This window comes from Fontimonas thermophila, assembly GCF_900113085.1.
Lineage (GTDB): Bacteria > Pseudomonadota > Gammaproteobacteria > Nevskiales > Nevskiaceae > Solimonas > Solimonas thermophila.
In genome coordinates, this window is record NZ_FOOC01000005.1 from 126,994 (window position 1) to 144,823 (window position 17,830).

A 17,830-nucleotide genomic window follows, 5' to 3' on the forward strand; every position below is an offset into this window, starting at 1 on the left:
GGATCCGGCAGCACGCCTGCATTGTGCCTCGACTGATGCGAGTTTTCCACTATGTGATACCGCGGAGCCCCGGCTTGAGCGCTTTTCTGACGGAATACGGCCTTTTTCTTGCGAAGACATTGACGGTACTGGCAGCCGTCTTGGTGGTGCTCGCCGCCGCCATGACGGCGATCCGCGAACAGAGCGTCCACCGCCGGGGCGACCGGCTCGAGGTGCATGACCTCAACGAGCGCTTCCGCGGACTGGCCGACAGCGTGCGCGATACGCTGCTCTCCGACGCCGCGCGCAAAGCACTGCACAAGCAGCGCCGCAAGCAAGCCAAGGCCCGACGCAAGGGTGATACCCCAACACGCAGACCCCGCTTGTTCGTACTCAATTTCCGCGGCGATCTGCATGCGCATGCCGTCGATGAACTCCGCGAGGAAATCAGCGCGGTGTTACAGGTGGCCGAATCCGGCGACGAGGTGCTGCTGCGCCTGGAGAGCGAAGGCGGACTGGTCCATGCCTATGGCCTGGGCGCGTCCCAGCTCGCGCGCTTCAAACAGCGCGGCATCCCATTGACCGTAGCGGTGGACAAAGTGGCGGCGAGCGGCGGGTATCTGATGGCCTGCGTCGCCGATCGCATCATCGCAGCGCCGTTTGCGGTTATCGGCTCGATCGGTGTCGTCGGCCAGCTGCCGAACTTCAACCGCCTGCTGCGACGCATGGACATCGACTATGAGCTGCATACGGCGGGCGAGTTCAAGCGCACGCTGACACTGTTCGGCGAAAACACCGAAGCCGCCCGCGCCAAGTTCCGCGAGGAACTCGAGGAAACCCATGCGCTGTTCAAGCAATTCGTCGCCGAACACCGGCCGCAGCTGGATCTCGCACGCGTGGCCACCGGTGAACACTGGTTCGGTGCGCGCGCGCTCGCGCTCAAGCTCGTCGATGCGCTGCAGACCAGCGACGACTACCTGCTGCAGAAAATCGATGAGGCTGATCTCGTCGAGCTGCGCTTCCGCCGCCATCGGACGCTGTCCGACCGTCTGGCGCGCGGCCTCATCCGCCTGGGCGGCGGCCTGCTGCGCGGTGCGCAGGATATGGCAGGGACACGCTGGCGCTGAATCCGCGCACGGGTAACATGGCATCCGTCACCGTCACTCAAACAATAGGAGACCGCCGATGAGGCTGATCAGCCGCAGCTTTCGGCCGAATGGCCGCATCCCCGGGCGCTGTGCCTTCGCCGTCCGCAGCCCCAAGGGCCACGTCCGCCTCTCTGCCAACCGCAACCCACACCTCGCTTGGTCTGGCGCCCCGGTGGGCACGCGCAGCTTCGTGCTCACCTGCATCGATGCCGACGCCCCCACACGCCCCGACGATGTCAACCAGGAAGGACGCGAAGTGCCGGCGGATCTGCCGCGCGCGCCCTTCGTGCATTGGCTGATGGTCGACATCCCGCCAGAGGTCACCGAGCTCGCCGAGGGCAGTTGCTCGGACGGCGTCGTCGCGCGTGGCAAGACCGCGCCGCCCGGACCTGCGGGCGCGCGCCAAGGCATGAACGACTACACCGGCTGGTTCCAGTCCGATGCCACGATGGCGGGCACCTACCTCGGCTATGACGGCCCCTGCCCACCGTGGAACGATGCCCGTATCCACCACTATACGTTCGAAGTGCTTGCCACCGATCTCGAACGCTGCCCGGTCGAGGGCCCCTTCACGCTGGCAGATTTGCGTGCGGCGCTCGATGGCCATGTGCTGGCCCGGGCGTCGCTGGTCGGCCGCTACAGCCTGAACCCGCGGATTCGCATTCGCTAGACAAGCACACATCCGTGAAACTTGATTGCCGATGCGCGGTCTGAGCAGCGCTGCCGCACCGGCAGATGACTCGAGAAGAACACAGATGTCCACAAAACTTGCCGTCAAGATTGTCGCGCCGCTGGCGGTCTCGGCTTCGCTCGTCGCCGCGGCGTTTCTGATGTCGGGCGCACCCCCCAGCGTCCATGCCGATATCCCCATGGCTCCGCCCGCCACGGCCAGCACCCAGCAGGGCCTGCCGTCGCTGGCGCCGATGCTCAAGCAGGTGATCCCCGGGGTCGTCAACATCTCGGTCACCGGCCTGGTCGCGGTGCAGAATCCGTTCGGGCCGTTCATGGAAGACCCCTTCTTCCGCCGTTTCTTCGGCATTCCGGACACACCCCAGGAACGCGAGTTCCAGTCGGTCGGCTCCGGGGTCATCGTCGATGCCGCCAAGGGTTATGTGCTCACCAACAACCACGTCGTCGAGAACGCAAAAGAAATCAAGGTGCGCCTGAACGATGACCGCGAGTTCGTCGCCAAGCTGATCGGACGTGATCCGGACACCGACATCGCAGTCCTGAAAATCGAGGCCGACAAACTTTCGGCAGTGCCGATGGGCGACTCCGATACGCTGCAGGTCGGTGATTTCGTCGTGGCGATCGGCTCGCCGTTCAACCTGCGTCAGACCGTCACCAGCGGTATTGTCAGCGCACTCGGGCGCACCGGCGTCGGTGACGGCTATGCTGACTTCATCCAGACCGACGCCTCGATAAACCCTGGCAACTCCGGTGGCGCCCTGGTCAATCTGCGTGGCGAGCTGGTCGGGATCCCGTCGATGATCTACTCGCGCTCCGGCGGCAACATCGGCATCGGCTTTGCCATTCCGGTGAATCTGGCCAAGAGCGTGATGAACCAGCTCATCGAATACGGCGCGGTGCAACGCGGCCGCATTGGCATCACCGGCCAGGATCTGACACCCGATCTGGCCAAGGCGTTCGGCCTTAAAGACACACGCGGCGTCGTGATCACGCGCGTGTTGCCCAAGTCGCCCGCTGAGAAGGCCGGCCTCAAGCCCGAGGACGTGATTCTTGAGGCCAACGGCAAGCCGCTGGAGGGCATGGCCCAGCTGCGCAATATCGTTGGGCTGTTGCGCGTCGGCGACAAAGTCCAGCTCAAGATTCTGCGCGATGGCAAACCCCGCCTGGTCACCGTCACCGTCGGCAAGGACGACGAAGCCGCCTCCGCCGGAGACGACTTCGATCCCCGGCTCGCCGGAGCGACTTTCGCCCCGCTCGACGACAGCACGCGCACCAGCGCCGGCGTCGATGCTGGGATCGTCGTGCAAAGCGTGCAGCCGGGCTCCCCGGCGATGCGATCCGGCCTGCGTCAGGGAGACATCATCCTTTCGGTCAACCGCAAACCGGTAGCCACGCTCGAGGAATTCCGTGCGCTGACGAAATCCAAGGGCCAGTTGCTGCTGCACGTCCGCCGCGGGCAGGGCGCGATGTTCCTGCTCTTGCAGTGAGTGCGGCTTAAGCCCCAAATCTTCCTGCGCCGGCATTGCCGGCGCATTTTTTTTGCTGGAAACTGTTACGCATGATCGACGCCGAAATCCAGCAGCTCGAAGAACGCGTCCAGCGCCTTATCGCCGCCTACCGGCAGGCGCGTCTGGAGCAAAAGCGCGCGCTGCAGGAGCGCGACCGCCTGCTTGCGCTCAACGCCGAGCTGCGCCGTCGCATCGAAGCGATCGTCGAGCGGGTGCGCTCGCTGGAATCCGAGCAAGAGGCGTCGCCGTGACCAGCCGTAAATCCGCCGACGAACCCTTAAGCGTCACCGTGCGCATCATGGGTAAGGAATACAGCGTCATGTGCCCGCCGGAGGAACACGAGGCCTTGGTCAAGTCCGCGGACTACCTCAACGAACGCATGACCAGCATCCGCCGTCGCGGCAAGGCGTTGGGCACCGAAAAGATCGCGATCATGGCCGCGCTCAACATCGCCCGCGAGCTGCTCGAGCTCAAAGGGGTGGAGGGCGTGGCCAACGCAAGCCCGGAAGCCGTGCAGCGCCTGCGCCAGCTGTCGCTTGACATCGATTCGACGCTGTCGCTGGAGTGATGCACTGACCCGATGGACGGTACACACCGCCACCATCGCCGCAGGCGGTCGATGCTATGCTAGCTCCGTGTCTCCTGCGGTGTTCGACGTCCGGTTTGGAACCCCTTGAGCCTATTTGCAAACCCCGGGAGCCTCAACCGTGCCGGGCGTGCAGGCCCACCGTGCAGTGGGAAGCCCGATGGCATGGCGCGGCACCCACTTGAGACTTCGTCTCAAGGTCGATGACCGGATGACGGCACAGGCGGGAGACACCTTGGACAAACGCGCGCTGCGCCGCGAACTGCGGTTGCGGCGCGCTGCCGTTCCGGCGGCCGCGCGGCTGCGTGCAGCCCGCAGCGCCGCCGCGAAGCTGGTGCGTCTGCCCGTGTGGATGCGGGCGCAGCATGTCGCGCTGCATCTCGCCCGCGGCAGCGAGCTGCCGACGGCGCCGCTGATCGAACACGCCTGGCGTCAGCACAAACGCATCTACGTCCCGCGGCTGTCGGGCACCCGCGGCATGCACCTCGTCGCACTCAAACCCGGCACGCGGCTGCGGCGCAATCGTTACGGCATTCTCGAACCGGCGGGGCGCGGTGCGTATTGCCCGCTACGCCGCCTTGATCTGCTGCTCGCGCCTCTGCTGGCCTTCGACGCCCATGGCCACCGTCTGGGCGCCGGCGGCGGCTATTACGACCGCCTGCTGGCACGGCGCCGGATGCGGCGACCGGTGTGCCTGGGCTGGGCACTGTCGCTGCAGGAGATCCCCCGTGTGCCATGCGATCCCTGGGACCAGCGGCTCGATGGCATCGTCACCGAGAAAGGACTGCGATGGCCTACTGGCTGATGAAATCCGAGCCCAACTGTTTTTCGATCGACGACCTGGCGGCGCGGCCGGATCAGACTGCCGGCTGGGACGGTGTGCGTAACTACCAGGTGCGCAATATGTTCCGCGACCAGATGAGGATCGGCGATCAGGCCTTCTTCTACCACTCGAGCTGTGCGGTACCGGGCATCGTCGGCATCATGCGCATCGTCTCCGACGCCTATCCGGATCCCACCCAGTTCGACCCGCGGGCCGATCACTACGACCCCAAATCGACACCGGAACATCCGCGCTGGCTGCAAGTCGATGTAAAGTTCGAGTGCAAGTTCGCCCGGCCGGTGACACTGGCAACGCTGCGCGCGCATCAGGAACGGCTCAAGGGCTTGCAGGTGCTGCAGCCAGGCAACCGGCTGTCGGTGACGCCGGTGCGCGAGGACCACTGGCATTACATTCTGCAACTGGCGTCGTAAACGCCGACGCTGCTCAATCGGTGCCAAGAAACAACCGGTACGCCGGATTGTCGGTTTCCTCGGCGTATTCGTAGCCGAGCGCATCCAGCGTGCGCCGGCACTCGGCCAGCTCTTTCTTCGGCACCTGCAGACCACAGAGCACACGGCCATAGGCCGCGCCATGGTTGCGATAGTGGAACAGCGAGATGTTCCAGCGCGAACCGATGGCGTTGAGAAAATCCAGCGCCGCTCCGGGCCGCTCCGGGAATTCGAAGCGGAACAGGCGCTCGTCGGGCAGCCCCGGGCAGCGGCCGCCGACCATGAAGCGCACGTGGACCTTGGCCATCTCGTTGGCCGACATATCGACCACCTCATAGCCACCGTCGCGCAGCGCCTCGAGCACGATTTGGCGCTGTTCGGGCCCGTCGGTGAGCTTGATGCCGACGAAGACGTGCGCCGCGCGCGGTGAGGCATAGCGGTAATTGAACTCGGTGATCACACGGCGACCGATCTGGCGCAGAAACCGCTTGAACGAACCCGGCTGTTCCGGAATCGTCACCGCGAGCAGCATCTCGGCCTCGTCACCGAGCTCGGCGCGCTCGGCGATGTGACGCAGGCGGTCGAAGTTGAGATTGGCACCGGAGACGATCGCCGCGAGCGTCTGGCCACGCACGCCGTGCTCGTGCACCCAGCGCTTGAGCCCGGCCAGCGCCAATGCCCCAGCAGGTTCGGGCAGCGATCGATTCTCGTAGAAGGCATCGCGCGTTGCGGCGCAGATTTCATCCACGCTGACCAGCACGCAGCCGTCGACGAGATGGCGGGCCACGCGGAAATTCTCCTCGCCGATCTGTTTGACCGCGACACCATCGGCGAACAGCCCAACCTGTGGCAACACGACGCGCCGACCGGCGCGCATCGCCGCTTCGAAACAATTCGAGTCTTCCGGCTCGACGGCGATCACCTTGGTGCCCGGCCGCACAGCCTTGATCCAGGCCGCAACCCCGGCAAGCAGTCCGCCCCCCCCGACTGGCACGAACACCGCATCCAAATGCCCGCACTGTTCCAGCAACTCGCGACCGATCGTGCCTTGTCCGGCGATGACATCGGCATCGTCGTAAGGATGGATCATGGTCATCCCTTTCTCGGCGGCCAGAACCTGCGCGTGCTCGTAAGCCTCGTCATAGGTATCGCCGTGCAGAATCGCCTTGCCCCCTAGCGCACGCACGGCTTCCACCTTGAGGCTCGGTGTGGTGCGCGGCATCACGATCCAGGCCGTAAGACCGCGCCGCCGGGCAGCCAGCGCGACGCCCTGCGCATGATTGCCGGCCGAGGCGGTGATCACGCCGCGTGCGCACTCGGCATTGTCGAGCTGGGCGATCTTGTTGTAGGCGCCGCGCAGCTTGAACGAGTACACCGGCTGCGTGTCCTCACGCTTGAGCAGCACGCGGTTGCCCAAGCGCTGCGATAGCTTGGCCGCTTCCTCGAGCGGAGTGATCACGGCGACGTCGTAGACACGTGCCGCCTCGATACGGGCTCGATAGGCATCGAGCAGTCGCAGGAGGTGGTCGGGAGCCGGTTTGACCCGGGAGGAGGATTTCACGGCGTACCTGCCTTGATCGCGGGAAAAATGCTTGGGATGAGCCCGAGGGCGCGATGCCCTATCATACCGCGCACCTTCCCCCACCCCTTTTCGTACCACGCATGTCCTCGGCGATCGCCTTCATCGGCGGCGGCAACATGGCGGCCAGCCTGATCGGTGGCCTGATCGCGGCTGGCCGGCCGGCCACCGAGCTGCGCGTCTGCGAGATCGACGCCGACCGGCGTGCCTGGCTCGCGCAGACCTTCGGTGTTGACACTTTCGAAGCGGCCGCCGACGCCATCGCCGGCGCCAGGGGCGTCGTCCTCGCGGTCAAACCGCAACAGATGCGCAGCGCCCTCGGCGGGCTGACGATAGCGCCCGGGACCATCGTCGTCTCGATCGCTGCGGGAATCCGGCTCGACACGCTACAACGCTGGCTCGGCGAGGGCCTGCATTATGTGCGCTGCATGCCCAATACGCCGGCCCTGATGCGCTCTGGCATCACCGGGCTGTATGCCGCACCCACAACCCCCAAGGACGCACGCCAGCTCGCCGAGGACATCCTCGGCGCTGTGGGTGACTGTGTCTGGCTCGAGGACGAAACCCAGATCGACGCCGTCACCGCACTGTCCGGTTCGGGCCCGGCGTATTACTTCCTGCTGACCGAGGTCTTACGCGAGGCGGCAGCCGCGCTTGGGTTGCCCGCCGACACCGCAAAGCGGCTCGCACGCCAGACCTTCATCGGCGCCGCGCGCATGGCGGAGACGGGAACCGACGTCGCTCTTCTGCGCGCACAGGTCACGTCCAAGGGCGGCACCACCGAAGCGGCGGTGCAGCACCTGGAAACCGCAGGACTACGCCGGCTGTTCGCCGAGGCGCTGGCTGCGGCCGCACGCCGGAGTGCCGAATTGGGCGAACTGTTCGCTCGGGAGGACTGATGGGCGCAAACGCTTCCAACGCGATGCTGTTTCTCGTCACCACGCTGTTCGATCTGGCGATCTGGGTATTCCTGCTGCGCATCATCCTGCAGGCGGTGCGCGCGGATTTCTACAATCCGATCTCGCAGGCGATCTGGCAGATCACGCGCTATCCCACGGACTGGCTGCGCAGCGTCGTCCCCAATGTCCGCAACATCAACATTGCGGCTGCGCTGGTGGTGCTGCTCCTTGGCATGCTGTACGTCCACGTCGTCGTCGGCATGCTGGGGTTTAGCGTCGGAACCGCCCCGGCGCTCGGATACACCGTGCTCAAGATCGCGGCTCTGACGATCAACCTCTATACCTTCACGATCTTCGTGCAGGCAATCCTCTCGTGGTTCGGCCCCGGCGTAAACAATCCGGCGAGCAATATCCTGTGGAGCGTCAACGAACCCCTGCTGCGTCCGGCGCGCCGCATCCTCCCACCGCTGTCGGGCCTCGACCTGTCGCCGCTGGTCGTGATCCTGCTGCTGCAAGTCATCAACCGCCTGCTGCCGCTGCCCGGTGTCTTCCGCTGACGTGCCGATGAGCACCGCCGACTTCCCCGCCGACTCCGTGGGGCTGGTCACGCCCCGGCGCATCCCCATCTCGCAGCCCTTGACGCTGGATTGCGGACGCACACTGCCGCGCCACGAGCTGATGGTGGAAACCTATGGCGAGCTCAACGCCGCCCGCAGCAACGCCGTGCTCATCTGCCATGCACTGTCCGGCGACCACCACGCAGCCGGCTATCACGGCACCGAGGATCGCAAACCGGGCTGGTGGGACAACTGCATCGGGCCCGGCAAACCGATCGATACCCGCCGTTTCTACGTCGTGGCGCTGAACAATCTGGGAGGCTGCCGCGGCTCGACCGGCCCCAACACGATCAATCCCGATACCGGCAAGCCGTACGGTCCCGATTTTCCGCTGCTGACCGTACGCGACTGGGTCCGCTCGCAGGCACTGCTCGCCGACGCGCTCGGCATCGAACGCTGGGCCGCGGTCATCGGTGGCAGCCTCGGCGGCATGCAGGTGATGCAATGGACGATCGACCAGCCCCAGCGCGTCGCGCACGCGCTGGTCATCGCCGCTGCTCCCAAGCTGTCGGCGCAGAACATCGCTTTCAACGAGATTGCGCGCCAGGCCATCTTGTCCGACCCGAACTTCCACGGCGGCCGCTTCTACGACCATGGCGTGGTTCCGACGCATGGTCTCAAGCTCGCGCGCATGCTCGGCCACATCACGTATCTGTCCGACGAGGCGATGCGCGCAAAGTTCGGGCGCATGCAGCGCGGCAGTCAGTTCAATTTCAACTTCGACGTCGAGTTCGAGGTCGAAAGCTATCTGCGCTATCAGGGCCAGTCTTTTGTTGAGCGCTTCGACGCGAACACCTACCTGCTGATGACCAAGGCGCTGGATTACTTCGATCCGGCACGTGAATATGGCGATAACCTGGCCGCGGCCTTCGCGCGTGCGCAGGCACGCTTTCTCGTCATTGCCTTCAGCAGCGACTGGCGCTTCTCGCCGGCACGCTCGCGCGAGATCGTCAAGGCTCTGGTCGAGGCGCGTCGTGACGTGTCCTATGCGCTGATCGAATCTCAGCTCGGGCATGACGACTTCCTGATGCCGATCCCGCAATACCACCGCGTCCTGCGCGACTACCTCGACCGCGTCGCGCGCGAGGCCGGAACATGAAGCCTTCCGCTCCGCCGTCACTACGCCCTGATCTCGCGGCGATCGCCGACTGGATCCGGCCGGGCGCGCGCATCCTCGATCTGGGCTGCGGCAACGGCGAGCTGCTCGCCTGGCTCGCCGAACACCGCGGTGTCAGCGGCTACGGCCTGGAAATCGACCCGGAGCACGTCGCGCACTGCATCCGTGCCGGGATCAATGTGATCCAGGCCGACCTCGACGATGGGTTGCGCGACTTTGGCGATGCTTCTTTCGACTACGTCGTCATGACCCAGGCGTTGCAGGCCTTGCAGCGCCCCGACGATGCGATCACCGAGATCCTGCGCGTCGGCCGCATCGGCATCGTCACCTTCCCGAATTTCGGCCACTGGCGTGTGCGCGCCGCGCTCGCGCTCGGCCGTATGCCGGTCACACCGACGCTGCCGGAGCCTTGGTACGACACGCCGAACATTCACTTGTGCACGGTCGACGATTTCGAGGATCTATGTGCGCAGCGGCAGTGGATCATCCGCAGCCGACGTTTGCTCGACCGCTCGCACCGTGAGGGCTTGCGCATCCGCATCGCCCCCAATCTGTTCTGCGAACAAGCCTTGTACATGCTGCAGGCACCGGAGGGTCATCGATGACGTGCGGGTCGGGTTCACATCCGGTGCGTGCGCCCGCCTTTGTGCGACGTTGGGGCCGCGCCGGCGCATGGCTTGCTGCGCTGATGCTGGGCTGGCACACGCTCGTCGCGCAGGCCGAGCAGTACGTCGAGGCCGGCGATTTTCGCGTGCACTACGCCGTAATCAACACCACCGAGCTGACGCCGGAAGTCGCGCGCCAGTTCGGCGTCGAACGCACCGGCAACCGCATTCTGCTCGTGCTCAATGCCCAGCAGCGCGTGGACGGCCGCTTCCAGCCGGTACCGGCGACGGCCTCGGGCACCGCGACCACGCTGCTGGGACACGTGCAGACACTCCGGCTGCGGCCAGTGCGCGAAGCCGACGTGCACTACGTCATCGCCAGCTTCGAAACCCTCGACGGCGAATTCATGACGATCGATGTGCGCGTATTGCCCGCGGGTGCGAATGCGCCAATCCCCATCCGTTTCCGGCAGCAGTTTTACCGCAACTGACCTCAACGCTGGCGCCGCGATCCGACCCGATCAGCGCCGCATGATCAGGTCCGGGCTGCGGCGGATGCGGACAGCAGCGTATCGATGCGCCGGTCTTTCTCCTGCCAGAGCTCGGAGATCCAGGCCTGGAAGCGCGCACGGAAATCGGCGTCGGTTTCGTAGTCGCCGGTGTACAGGGCGTGTGGGATCTTGAGCTGCCGCACTTCGACGATGACCCTGCGCACGCGGCCGGCCAGAAAATCCCAGAAACCACGCGCACCGTCGGGATATACGATGGTCACGTCGAGCAGGGAATTGAGCCGTTCCCCGAGAACCGCGAGCGTGAATGCAAATCCGCCCGCCTTGGGTTTGAGCAGATGGCGGTACGGCGACTGCTGCTGCGCATGCTTGGCCGCCGTGAACCGCGTGCCTTCGAGAAAATTGACGATCAGCGCTGGCTGGTTGCGGTATTTCTCGCAGGCCTTGCGGGTAGTGGCGAGATCTTGTCCGCGCAGCGCCGGATTTTTCTCGATCGCCTCCTTGCTGTGCCGTTTCATGAACGGGTAATCGAGCCCCCACCAGGCCAAGCCGAGCACCGGCACCCAGATCAACTCCTGCTTGATGAAAAACTTAAAGAACGGCGCTCGGCGGCCGAAGGTGCGCATGAGCACGACGATGTCGTTCCAGCTCTGGTGATTGGCGCAGACCAGATACTGGCCCTTGGGGTTGAGCGCGGTCTCGATCCGGATGTCCCAGTCGATCGGCAGCAGCGCATCGACGAGAACGACATTCACCCCGGCCCAGTTCTGCGCCAGCCAGGCGGTGAGCCGCGACATCGCATCCCGCGCGCGACCCCAGGTCAGCAGCTTGAGCAGGATCGCCGTATAGACCGGCACGGCCCAGAGCAGGGTGTTGATGATCAGCAGCAGCAGCATGATGACACCCACAACGGGCGCCGGCAGAAAGCGCAGCATCGTGTTTTCCTTGCGACAATGAATCGGCAGCGACCGTCTCTTCAGCGATTGGCCGAGGTGCGGTCGTGCCCCGACCAGTGTATGTGGACGATCTTCCACTGACCATCGATCCGCCGCAGCAGCATCGTCTCGGTATTGCGCAGATCGATGCGATTGCCCTCGAAGCTGCCGTGGCTTGCGGCCTGCGTCAATACATAGGCCAGATCCCCGGCGACCGATACCTCGCTGTGGAGAACCTCGCGCTTGACCGTCGCGGCGAACAGCAGATCGGCATCAAGATGCGTGGCGACGTAGTCATCGAGCATCTCGGCATAGCCGGACTCGAACACCACGGCCGAAGGATCGAAAAGCCGCAGCACGCCCTCGCGGTAGTTCTCCTGCAAAGCCTGGTGGAAATCCGCGACGACGGCGGCGACGGCATCGGCGTCGGCAGACTCCGATGGTTCGCCAGAGATGCGGATGTGCTCGGCCAGTTTCAGGTCCATCAGCGGTTTTACCGCGCCGGGCAGCTGCTCCACCCGCATCGAGCGATCTCCCTGCTCGGCAGACTCGGTAGCCCCGACGGCGGAGTCGGGCGTTGAGCCCGATGCTCCAGGCTGCGCGCCGGCGTCCATCGACGATGCTGCCGGCGCCGTCAGAGCAGGCGCTTCCGCCACCGAAGGTACTGGTTCGCCCTCGGCCAGCACGGTGCTGGAACTGATCAGCAGGCCCAGCACGCACAAAGCGATGCGCTGCAGGTTCATCGGTTCAACCCGGCCGGTTCGCGCTCGCCCGCAACCGACCTTCCTGGTCGTACACCTCGATAGCGGCAAAATCCGCTTCCGGCAGGTGCACCAGAACGCAAGGACTGGTGATCATCTGCACCGTCATCGCCCCCGGCGCAGGCGCAAAAAAGGTCGCATACAGGTGCAGCGTCGTACCCAGGAGTCGCGCTTCGCGGCTGACCGCGATTCCATATCCGCCGGTATTGCGCTGCCCCAGTTCGATCAGCACGTAGCGCCCGCGCTCGGGGATGGTCTTAAGGCGCAGATCGACGCCGGTCTGCTGCTGCCAGAGCCTGACATCGGCAGCCGTATCGAACCACCGCACGCGCACGCCGTCCTGGCCATCGGCGCAAAGCTGCGCACGGCCGAGCTCGACGGCTTGAAGCGGCGTACCGCGCCACAGCCATCGATTCCAGCCGCAGGCAGTCACGGCGGCAACGAGCATCATCGCGATCAAGCCTCTGCAGACGCGCATCATGTCCATATCCGTCAATGCGATGCCATGCGGGCATCCGCAAGAATCATGTCCGCGCCTTTCTCTGCGATCATCGTCGTCGGCGCATTGGTATTGCCGCCGACCAGCGTCGGCATGATGGACGCATCGACGACACGCAATCCGGACAAGCCGTGCACGCGCAGCCGTGCATCCACCACGGCCATCGGATCGGCGCCCATTTTGCAGGTGCCGACCGGATGGTAGAGCGTTTCCGCATGCTCGCGCACCCACTGCCGCAGTTCATCGTCACTGCGCACGCCCGGACCAGGCTCGAGCTCCTCGGCATTATGCGGCGCAAACGCCGGTTGCGCGAAGATTTCGCGCGCTTTGCGGATGGCAATGACAAGCTTGTCGAGATCGCGCGGATCCTCGAAATGGCGCGGATCGATCTCCGGTGGCACCAGCGGATCGGCGCTGGCCAGACGAATCTCGCCGCGCGAGCGCGGCCGCAGATCACAGGCCAGGATGCTATAGCCGTAGTAGCGGAACAGTGGCCTCAGATCCAGGCCGTGATGGGCGTTGACCAGCGGCACGAAATGGAATTGCAGATCCGGGATCACCTCCGATGGATCACTCTTCAGGAAACCGCCGGCCTCGGCAATGTTGCTGGTCAGCTCGCCGCGGCGGCCGAACAGGTACTGCACCAGCGCCTTGAGCGAGCGGACCAGCGACAATGGATGAAAGGAAAATCCGAGCCGCGTGCGGCTGCGCATCGACACCAGCACGTCGAGATGATCCTGCAGATTCTTACCTACTCCCGGCAGCTCATGGATCACACTGATCGCATGCCGGCGCAGCTCCTCCGCCGGCCCGACACCGGAGAGCAGGAGCAGATGGGGTGAACCCACCGCCCCCGCGCTGAGAATGACCTCACGGCGCGCATGCACCTCGCGGTACACACCGCCGGCGTAATAGCGCACGCCGACGGCGCGCCGCCCCTCGAACAGCACCCGGGTCGCGTGCACGCCGGTGAGGATTTCGAGATTGCTGCGCCCCTCGGCCGGGCGCAGATAGGCACGCGCATTGCTGCAGCGTTCACCGTCCTTCTGCGCGACGTGGTAGTACCCCATGCCTTCCTGGCGCGCCCCGTTGAAATCCGGGTTGTGGGCATACCCGGCCTGGCGCGCGGCCTCGAGGTAAACCGCGGACAACGGGTTGGGCTGGCGCAGACGCGTGACGTTGAGCGGCCCGCCGGTGCCATGGAATTCGTCGGCACCGGGCTCGAAATTCTCCAGCCGCTTGAAATACGGCAACACCTCGGCGTAGCTCCATCCGGGATTGCCCAGCGCGGCCCAGTGGTCGTAATCCCAGGCGTTGCCGCGGATATAACACATGGCGTTGATCGACGAGCTGCCGCCGAGCGTGCGCCCGCGCGGCCAATACAGACGGCGCCCGCCCATCGCCGGCTGCGGTGCGGTCCAGAACTGCCAGTTGTAAGTGCTCGACCGCATCAGCGCGATGACACCCGCCGGCATGCGGATCAGGGGACTGTCGTCGCGCGGGCCGGCCTCCAGCAGACACACGCGATGGTGTCCATCGGCGCTCAAGCGGTTGGCCAGTACACAGCCGGCGGAGCCGCCGCCGACGATCACGTAGTCGTACATCGCGCTCTCCCTTTTGAGTCTCCCGGAACCGAATGCTAGCGCAGGGTCAGGCCGGCTGCCGCCCACGCCGGTCCATCCCCCTGCCAGCGGGCGCGACACGATCACCCCACTGCCGCAGGCCTTGAAAGCCACAGCCACGACCCTCACATAGGGGGCAACGCGAAACGGCCTTTCAAGGAGGTTTTCATGAGCATCACCCGTTACGAACCCTGGGCGCTCCATCGCGAGCTGCTCAACGAAGTCAATCGCTTGTTCGGCGCCAACGATGCCTCCAGTGCGGCGACGGCCGACTGGGTACCGCCCGTCGACATCGAGGAATATGCGGACAAATTCGTCCTGTACGCCGATGTGCCCGGCATCGAGCCGTCGAGCATCGACGTCACGCTGGAGAAGGGCGTGCTGACCCTCGCCGGCACCCGCGAACAACCCGTCGAGCACAGCGGCATCGAGCGCAAACGCAGCGAACGCGCAAGCGGCAAGTTCCTGCGCCGTTTCGTACTGCCCGACACGGTCGACTCCGACAACGTCACCGCAAGCGGCAAGAACGGCGTGCTGCAGGTAATCATCCCCAAACGCCCGCAGGCGCAGCCCCGCAAGATTGCGGTCACGAACTGATAGCGGCCAGAAGCGGGGCGCCACGGCGCCCCGCTTCGTTTACAGTCACCGCTCGTAAACCCCGTGCCCCCGATTCTCTGCGCCCATGGAATACAAGGACTACTACAAGATTCTCGGCGTACCCCGTTCGGCCTCGGCCGAGGAGATCAAGCGCGCCTATCGCAAGCTGGCACGCGAGTTCCATCCCGACAAGAACAAGAGCAAAGGCGCCGAGGAGCGGTTCAAGGAAATCAACGAGGCTCACGAAGTCCTCAGCGATCCGGCCAAACGCAAGGCCTATGACGCGCTGGGCGCAAACTGGAAAGCCGGGCAGAGCTTCACCCCGCCGCCAGGCTGGGACTTTGGCGCGTTCGGCGGCGGCCAGGGCCGTCGCCGCACGGTGAGTGCCGAGGATCTGGGCGGCTTCTCCGAATTCTTCACCCACCTGTTCGGCGGCATGGGCGGCATGCGCGGCGGCTTCGGTGGTTTCGAGGACATGGCCGCGGAAGCCGCGCCGGATACACGCGCGCGCCTGACGATCACGCTGGAGGACTCCTTTCACGGCGCCCAAAAGCAGATCAGTATCGGCGGCCGCACGTTCAACGTGCGCATTCCCAAAGGCATCCAGGCCGGCAAGACCATCCGCCTGGCCGACCAGGGTGCGCACGGTGGCGATCTGTTGCTCGAAGTGGAGTTCGCCAAGCACCCCCTGTTCGAACTCGAAGGCTCCGACGTCTATCACACGCTCAAGGTCGCGCCCTGGGAAGCCGCACTGGGGGGGAAAGTTCCGGTACCCACACTCGGCGGCATCGTGGAACTGACGCTGCCGCCCAACAGCCAGAGTGGCCGCAAGATGCGGCTCAAGGGCCGCGGCCTACCGGGACCGGTGCCAGGGGACCAGTACGTCACGCTGCAAGTCGTCACCCCGCCAGCAACGAGCGAGGCGCAGCGGGCATACTATGCCGACATGGCCCGACACTTTCCGGACTTCGATCCGCGCCGTGTGTGAACACACGCGCGGCGCCTGACATTTGCAGCTCGCCCGATGAAGGAAACCATGGCAATGCGGCCATCGATCCCCGTCTGGGATGTTCCGACACGAATTTTCCACTGGCTGCTGGCGCTGTGCTTCCTCGGCGCCTACCTGCTCGCTGAACGGGACGAATGGCGCCTGGTACATGCCACGCTAGGATTCACTGCGGGCGCGCTCGTTGTGTTTCGTATCGCCTGGGGTTGGATCGGTACCCGGCATGCACGGTTTTCTAGTTTTGCCTTCCGGCCGCGCGAAGTCATCGGCTATCTGCACAGCCTGATGCGCGGCCAGGTCCAGCATTACACTGGCCACAACCCGGCAGGCAGTTGGGCGATCTACGCGATGCTCGCACTGGTGCTCGGCACGGCCGCGAGCGGCTATGCCTACATCAACGACATCGGCGGGCACTTCGTCGAAGAGGTACACGAGCTGCTGGGCAACGCAACGCTCGCCATCGTGATCATCCATGTCATGGGCGTGATCGTCAGCAGCTACCGGCACCGCGAGAACCTGATCGGCAGCATGATCACCGGCTACAAATCCGGATCTGCAGACGAAGCCATCCACAAACCCCACCGGACCCTGGGCTTTGCGCTGATCGCGGCAGTGCTGGCGTTCTGGGCCAATGTATTCGGCGTGCGCGATGCGCTCATCGGCGATGCCGTGCTGGCCCATGAACGCGGCGGCGAAACCTCAGACGAGGTTCTAGAAAATCACTGAAGGATCCGCCGGATCGACGGACTGCGCGACTCTTCTTCAGGCCGGCTGTGCCTCGCGGTGATAGCGGGTGGCAACCGCAACTTCATTCTTCGAGCCCAAAAAGACCGCGACACGCTGGTGCAGCTTGCTGGGCTGGATGTCGAGCAGACGTTCGTAACCGTTGGTGGCCGCACCACCGGCCTGCTCGACGACGAAAGCCATCGGATTGGCTTCGTACATCAGGCGCAGCTTGCCGGGTTTGTCGGGGTCTTTCGTGTCGCGCGGGTAGATGAAGATGCCGCCGCGCGTGAGGATGCGATGGACGTCCGCCACCATCGATGCGACCCAGCGCATGTTGAAATCCTTGCCCCGCGGCCCCGTCTTGCCGGCGAGCAAGTCCTCGACATAGCGCCTCATCGGCGGGTACCAGTGCCGCATGTTCGACATGTTGACCGCGAATTCCTGGGTCTCTTCCGGAATCCGGATGTCGCGCTGCGTCATCACAAAGCCGCCCTGCTCCCGATCCAGGGTGAACGCATGGGTGCCGTGCCCGACGGTCAAGACCAGCACCGTGCTCGGACCATAGACGGTGTACCCGGCTGCCACCTGCGCCGTGCCCGGCTGCAGGAAGTGCTCGTCGGTCGGCTGGGTCACGCCATCGGGGCAGCGCAGCACCGAGAAAATCGTGCCGACACTGATATTGACGTCGATGTTGCTGGACCCATCGAGCGGGTCGAACAGCAGCAGATAATTACCCTTGGGATAGACGTTGGGAATGGCCTGGCAATGATCCATTTCTTCGGAAGCCAGCGCCGCCAGATGACCGCCCCATTCGTTGGCCTCGATCAGGATCTCGTTCGACAGCACGTCGAGTTTTTTCTGTGCCTCGCCCTGGACATTGTCGGTACCGGCGTCGCCGAGCACATTGCCGAGCGCACCTTTGCTCACGGCATGGGAGATCGACTTGCAGGCACGGGCGACGACCTCGATCAGCAAGCGCAAATCGGCGCAAACATGCCCTGCGCGTTGTTCCTCGATCAGATACCGGGTCAGCGAAATTCCCGTCTCCCTGGTACCCCGATGCGTCCCGGCGGCCTGTACTGGCGACATGCTGTCCTCTGTAATGCTGCTTTCAGCCCGCGCATTTTCCGCCTCGGCCGCGCGAATGCAAGTCGAGTACACGAAAAATGCCGGTC

The 17,830-nt window shown here is 64.8% G+C and carries 21 protein-coding genes and 1 other RNA gene; 16 read left to right on the forward strand and 6 right to left on the reverse strand.

All coding sequences use genetic code 11. The features are described 5' to 3' along the window. Positions 1–74 precede the first annotated feature (74 nt). From sohB to BMZ48_RS06830, 8 genes are all read left to right on the forward strand, one after another. A complete protein-coding gene (sohB, locus tag BMZ48_RS06795; protein WP_091533418.1) occupies positions 75–1,106 on the forward strand; it encodes a protease SohB in 1,032 nt (343 codons plus the stop codon). A gap of 58 nt (positions 1,107–1,164) precedes the next feature. Then, the gene (locus BMZ48_RS06800; protein ID WP_091533228.1) at positions 1,165–1,797 is read left to right on the forward strand and encodes a YbhB/YbcL family Raf kinase inhibitor-like protein; all 633 of its coding nucleotides are present in this window, start codon (positions 1,165–1,167) and stop codon (positions 1,795–1,797) included. Positions 1,798–1,882: 85 nt separating this feature from the next. Continuing rightward, on the forward strand, positions 1,883–3,304 hold the full coding sequence (locus BMZ48_RS06805) for a DegQ family serine endoprotease (RefSeq protein ID WP_091533230.1): 1,422 nt from the start codon (positions 1,883–1,885) through the stop codon (positions 3,302–3,304). A gap of 71 nt (positions 3,305–3,375) precedes the next feature. After that, the gene (locus BMZ48_RS06810) at positions 3,376–3,576 is read left to right on the forward strand and encodes a hypothetical protein (protein ID WP_091533233.1); all 201 of its coding nucleotides are present in this window, start codon (positions 3,376–3,378) and stop codon (positions 3,574–3,576) included. Further along, a complete protein-coding gene (locus BMZ48_RS06815) occupies positions 3,573–3,893 on the forward strand; it encodes a cell division protein ZapA (RefSeq protein ID WP_091533235.1) in 321 nt (106 codons plus the stop codon). The genes BMZ48_RS06810 and BMZ48_RS06815 overlap by 4 nt, the downstream gene beginning before the upstream one ends. A gap of 68 nt (positions 3,894–3,961) precedes the next feature. Beyond that, a non-coding RNA gene (ssrS, locus tag BMZ48_RS06820) (6S RNA) lies at positions 3,962–4,145 on the forward strand. A gap of 1 nt (position 4,146) precedes the next feature. Continuing rightward, on the forward strand, positions 4,147–4,716 hold the full coding sequence (locus tag BMZ48_RS06825) for a 5-formyltetrahydrofolate cyclo-ligase (RefSeq protein WP_091533237.1): 570 nt from the start codon (positions 4,147–4,149) through the stop codon (positions 4,714–4,716). Continuing rightward, positions 4,701–5,165 carry an EVE domain-containing protein gene (locus BMZ48_RS06830; protein ID WP_091533239.1) on the forward strand — a complete coding sequence of 155 codons (465 nt, stop codon included), beginning with the start codon at positions 4,701–4,703 and terminating at the stop codon, positions 5,163–5,165. The genes BMZ48_RS06825 and BMZ48_RS06830 overlap by 16 nt, the downstream gene beginning before the upstream one ends. A gap of 13 nt (positions 5,166–5,178) precedes the next feature. On the opposite strand, the gene ilvA is transcribed toward BMZ48_RS06830, so the two are convergent. Beyond that, positions 5,179–6,696 carry a threonine ammonia-lyase, biosynthetic gene (gene ilvA, locus BMZ48_RS06835; RefSeq protein WP_091533420.1) on the reverse strand — a complete coding sequence of 506 codons (1,518 nt, stop codon included), beginning with the start codon at positions 6,694–6,696 and terminating at the stop codon, positions 5,179–5,181. A gap of 149 nt (positions 6,697–6,845) precedes the next feature. Between ilvA and proC the strand changes: the two genes are divergently transcribed. The 5 genes from proC to BMZ48_RS06860 are packed head-to-tail and all read left to right on the forward strand — an operon-like array spanning position 6,846 to position 10,491. Beyond that, the gene (gene proC / locus BMZ48_RS06840) at positions 6,846–7,661 is read left to right on the forward strand and encodes a pyrroline-5-carboxylate reductase (protein ID WP_091533241.1); all 816 of its coding nucleotides are present in this window, start codon (positions 6,846–6,848) and stop codon (positions 7,659–7,661) included. Then, the gene (locus BMZ48_RS06845) at positions 7,661–8,218 is read left to right on the forward strand and encodes a YggT family protein (protein WP_091533243.1); all 558 of its coding nucleotides are present in this window, start codon (positions 7,661–7,663) and stop codon (positions 8,216–8,218) included. The genes proC and BMZ48_RS06845 overlap by 1 nt, the downstream gene beginning before the upstream one ends. 7 nt (positions 8,219–8,225) lie before the next feature. After that, positions 8,226–9,377 carry a homoserine O-succinyltransferase MetX gene (gene metX, locus BMZ48_RS06850; protein WP_091533245.1) on the forward strand — a complete coding sequence of 384 codons (1,152 nt, stop codon included), beginning with the start codon at positions 8,226–8,228 and terminating at the stop codon, positions 9,375–9,377. Then, positions 9,374–10,000, forward strand: coding sequence for a methionine biosynthesis protein MetW (gene metW / locus BMZ48_RS06855; protein ID WP_091533247.1), 627 nt, complete (start codon positions 9,374–9,376; stop codon positions 9,998–10,000). The genes metX and metW overlap by 4 nt, the downstream gene beginning before the upstream one ends. After that, positions 9,997–10,491 (forward strand): DUF4426 domain-containing protein, encoded by a 495-nt coding sequence (locus BMZ48_RS06860; RefSeq protein ID WP_091533248.1) that lies wholly within the window; start codon positions 9,997–9,999, stop codon positions 10,489–10,491. The genes metW and BMZ48_RS06860 overlap by 4 nt, the downstream gene beginning before the upstream one ends. Before the next feature lie 44 nt (positions 10,492–10,535). Here the strand turns inward: BMZ48_RS06860 and yihG are convergent, their stop codons facing one another. The 4 genes from yihG to BMZ48_RS06880 are packed head-to-tail and all read right to left on the reverse strand — an operon-like array spanning position 10,536 to position 14,308. Beyond that, on the reverse strand, positions 10,536–11,444 hold the full coding sequence (gene yihG / locus BMZ48_RS06865) for a 1-acylglycerol-3-phosphate O-acyltransferase, YihG family (RefSeq protein ID WP_091533250.1): 909 nt from the start codon (positions 11,442–11,444) through the stop codon (positions 10,536–10,538). Positions 11,445–11,485: 41 nt separating this feature from the next. Beyond that, positions 11,486–12,187 carry a YybH family protein gene (locus BMZ48_RS06870; RefSeq protein ID WP_091533252.1) on the reverse strand — a complete coding sequence of 234 codons (702 nt, stop codon included), beginning with the start codon at positions 12,185–12,187 and terminating at the stop codon, positions 11,486–11,488. A 4-nt stretch (positions 12,188–12,191) separates the two neighbouring features. Continuing rightward, positions 12,192–12,686 (reverse strand): protease complex subunit PrcB family protein, encoded by a 495-nt coding sequence (locus tag BMZ48_RS06875; protein ID WP_159431109.1) that lies wholly within the window; start codon positions 12,684–12,686, stop codon positions 12,192–12,194. 11 nt (positions 12,687–12,697) lie between these two features. Further along, complete coding sequence (locus BMZ48_RS06880; RefSeq protein ID WP_091533256.1) at positions 12,698–14,308, reverse strand: GMC family oxidoreductase; 1,611 nt, start codon at positions 14,306–14,308, stop codon at positions 12,698–12,700. A gap of 186 nt (positions 14,309–14,494) precedes the next feature. On the opposite strand from BMZ48_RS06880, the gene BMZ48_RS06885 reads away from it, so the two are divergent. The 3 genes from BMZ48_RS06885 (at position 14,495) to BMZ48_RS06895 (ending at position 16,655) form a co-directional block, all read left to right on the forward strand. Further along, positions 14,495–14,923, forward strand: a complete 429-nt coding sequence (locus tag BMZ48_RS06885; RefSeq protein WP_091533257.1) for an Hsp20/alpha crystallin family protein — start codon at positions 14,495–14,497, stop codon at positions 14,921–14,923. Positions 14,924–15,008: 85 nt separating this feature from the next. After that, on the forward strand, positions 15,009–15,911 hold the full coding sequence (locus BMZ48_RS06890) for a DnaJ C-terminal domain-containing protein (protein ID WP_091533259.1): 903 nt from the start codon (positions 15,009–15,011) through the stop codon (positions 15,909–15,911). Between the two features lie 48 nt (positions 15,912–15,959). Further along, entirely contained in the window at positions 15,960–16,655 is a 696-nt protein-coding gene (locus BMZ48_RS06895) for a cytochrome b/b6 domain-containing protein (RefSeq protein ID WP_159431110.1), read from the forward strand. A 36-nt stretch (positions 16,656–16,691) separates the two neighbouring features. On the opposite strand, the gene BMZ48_RS06900 is transcribed toward BMZ48_RS06895, so the two are convergent. After that, the gene (locus tag BMZ48_RS06900) at positions 16,692–17,744 is read right to left on the reverse strand and encodes a class 1 fructose-bisphosphatase (RefSeq protein ID WP_091533422.1); all 1,053 of its coding nucleotides are present in this window, start codon (positions 17,742–17,744) and stop codon (positions 16,692–16,694) included. Positions 17,745–17,830 lie beyond the last annotated feature (86 nt).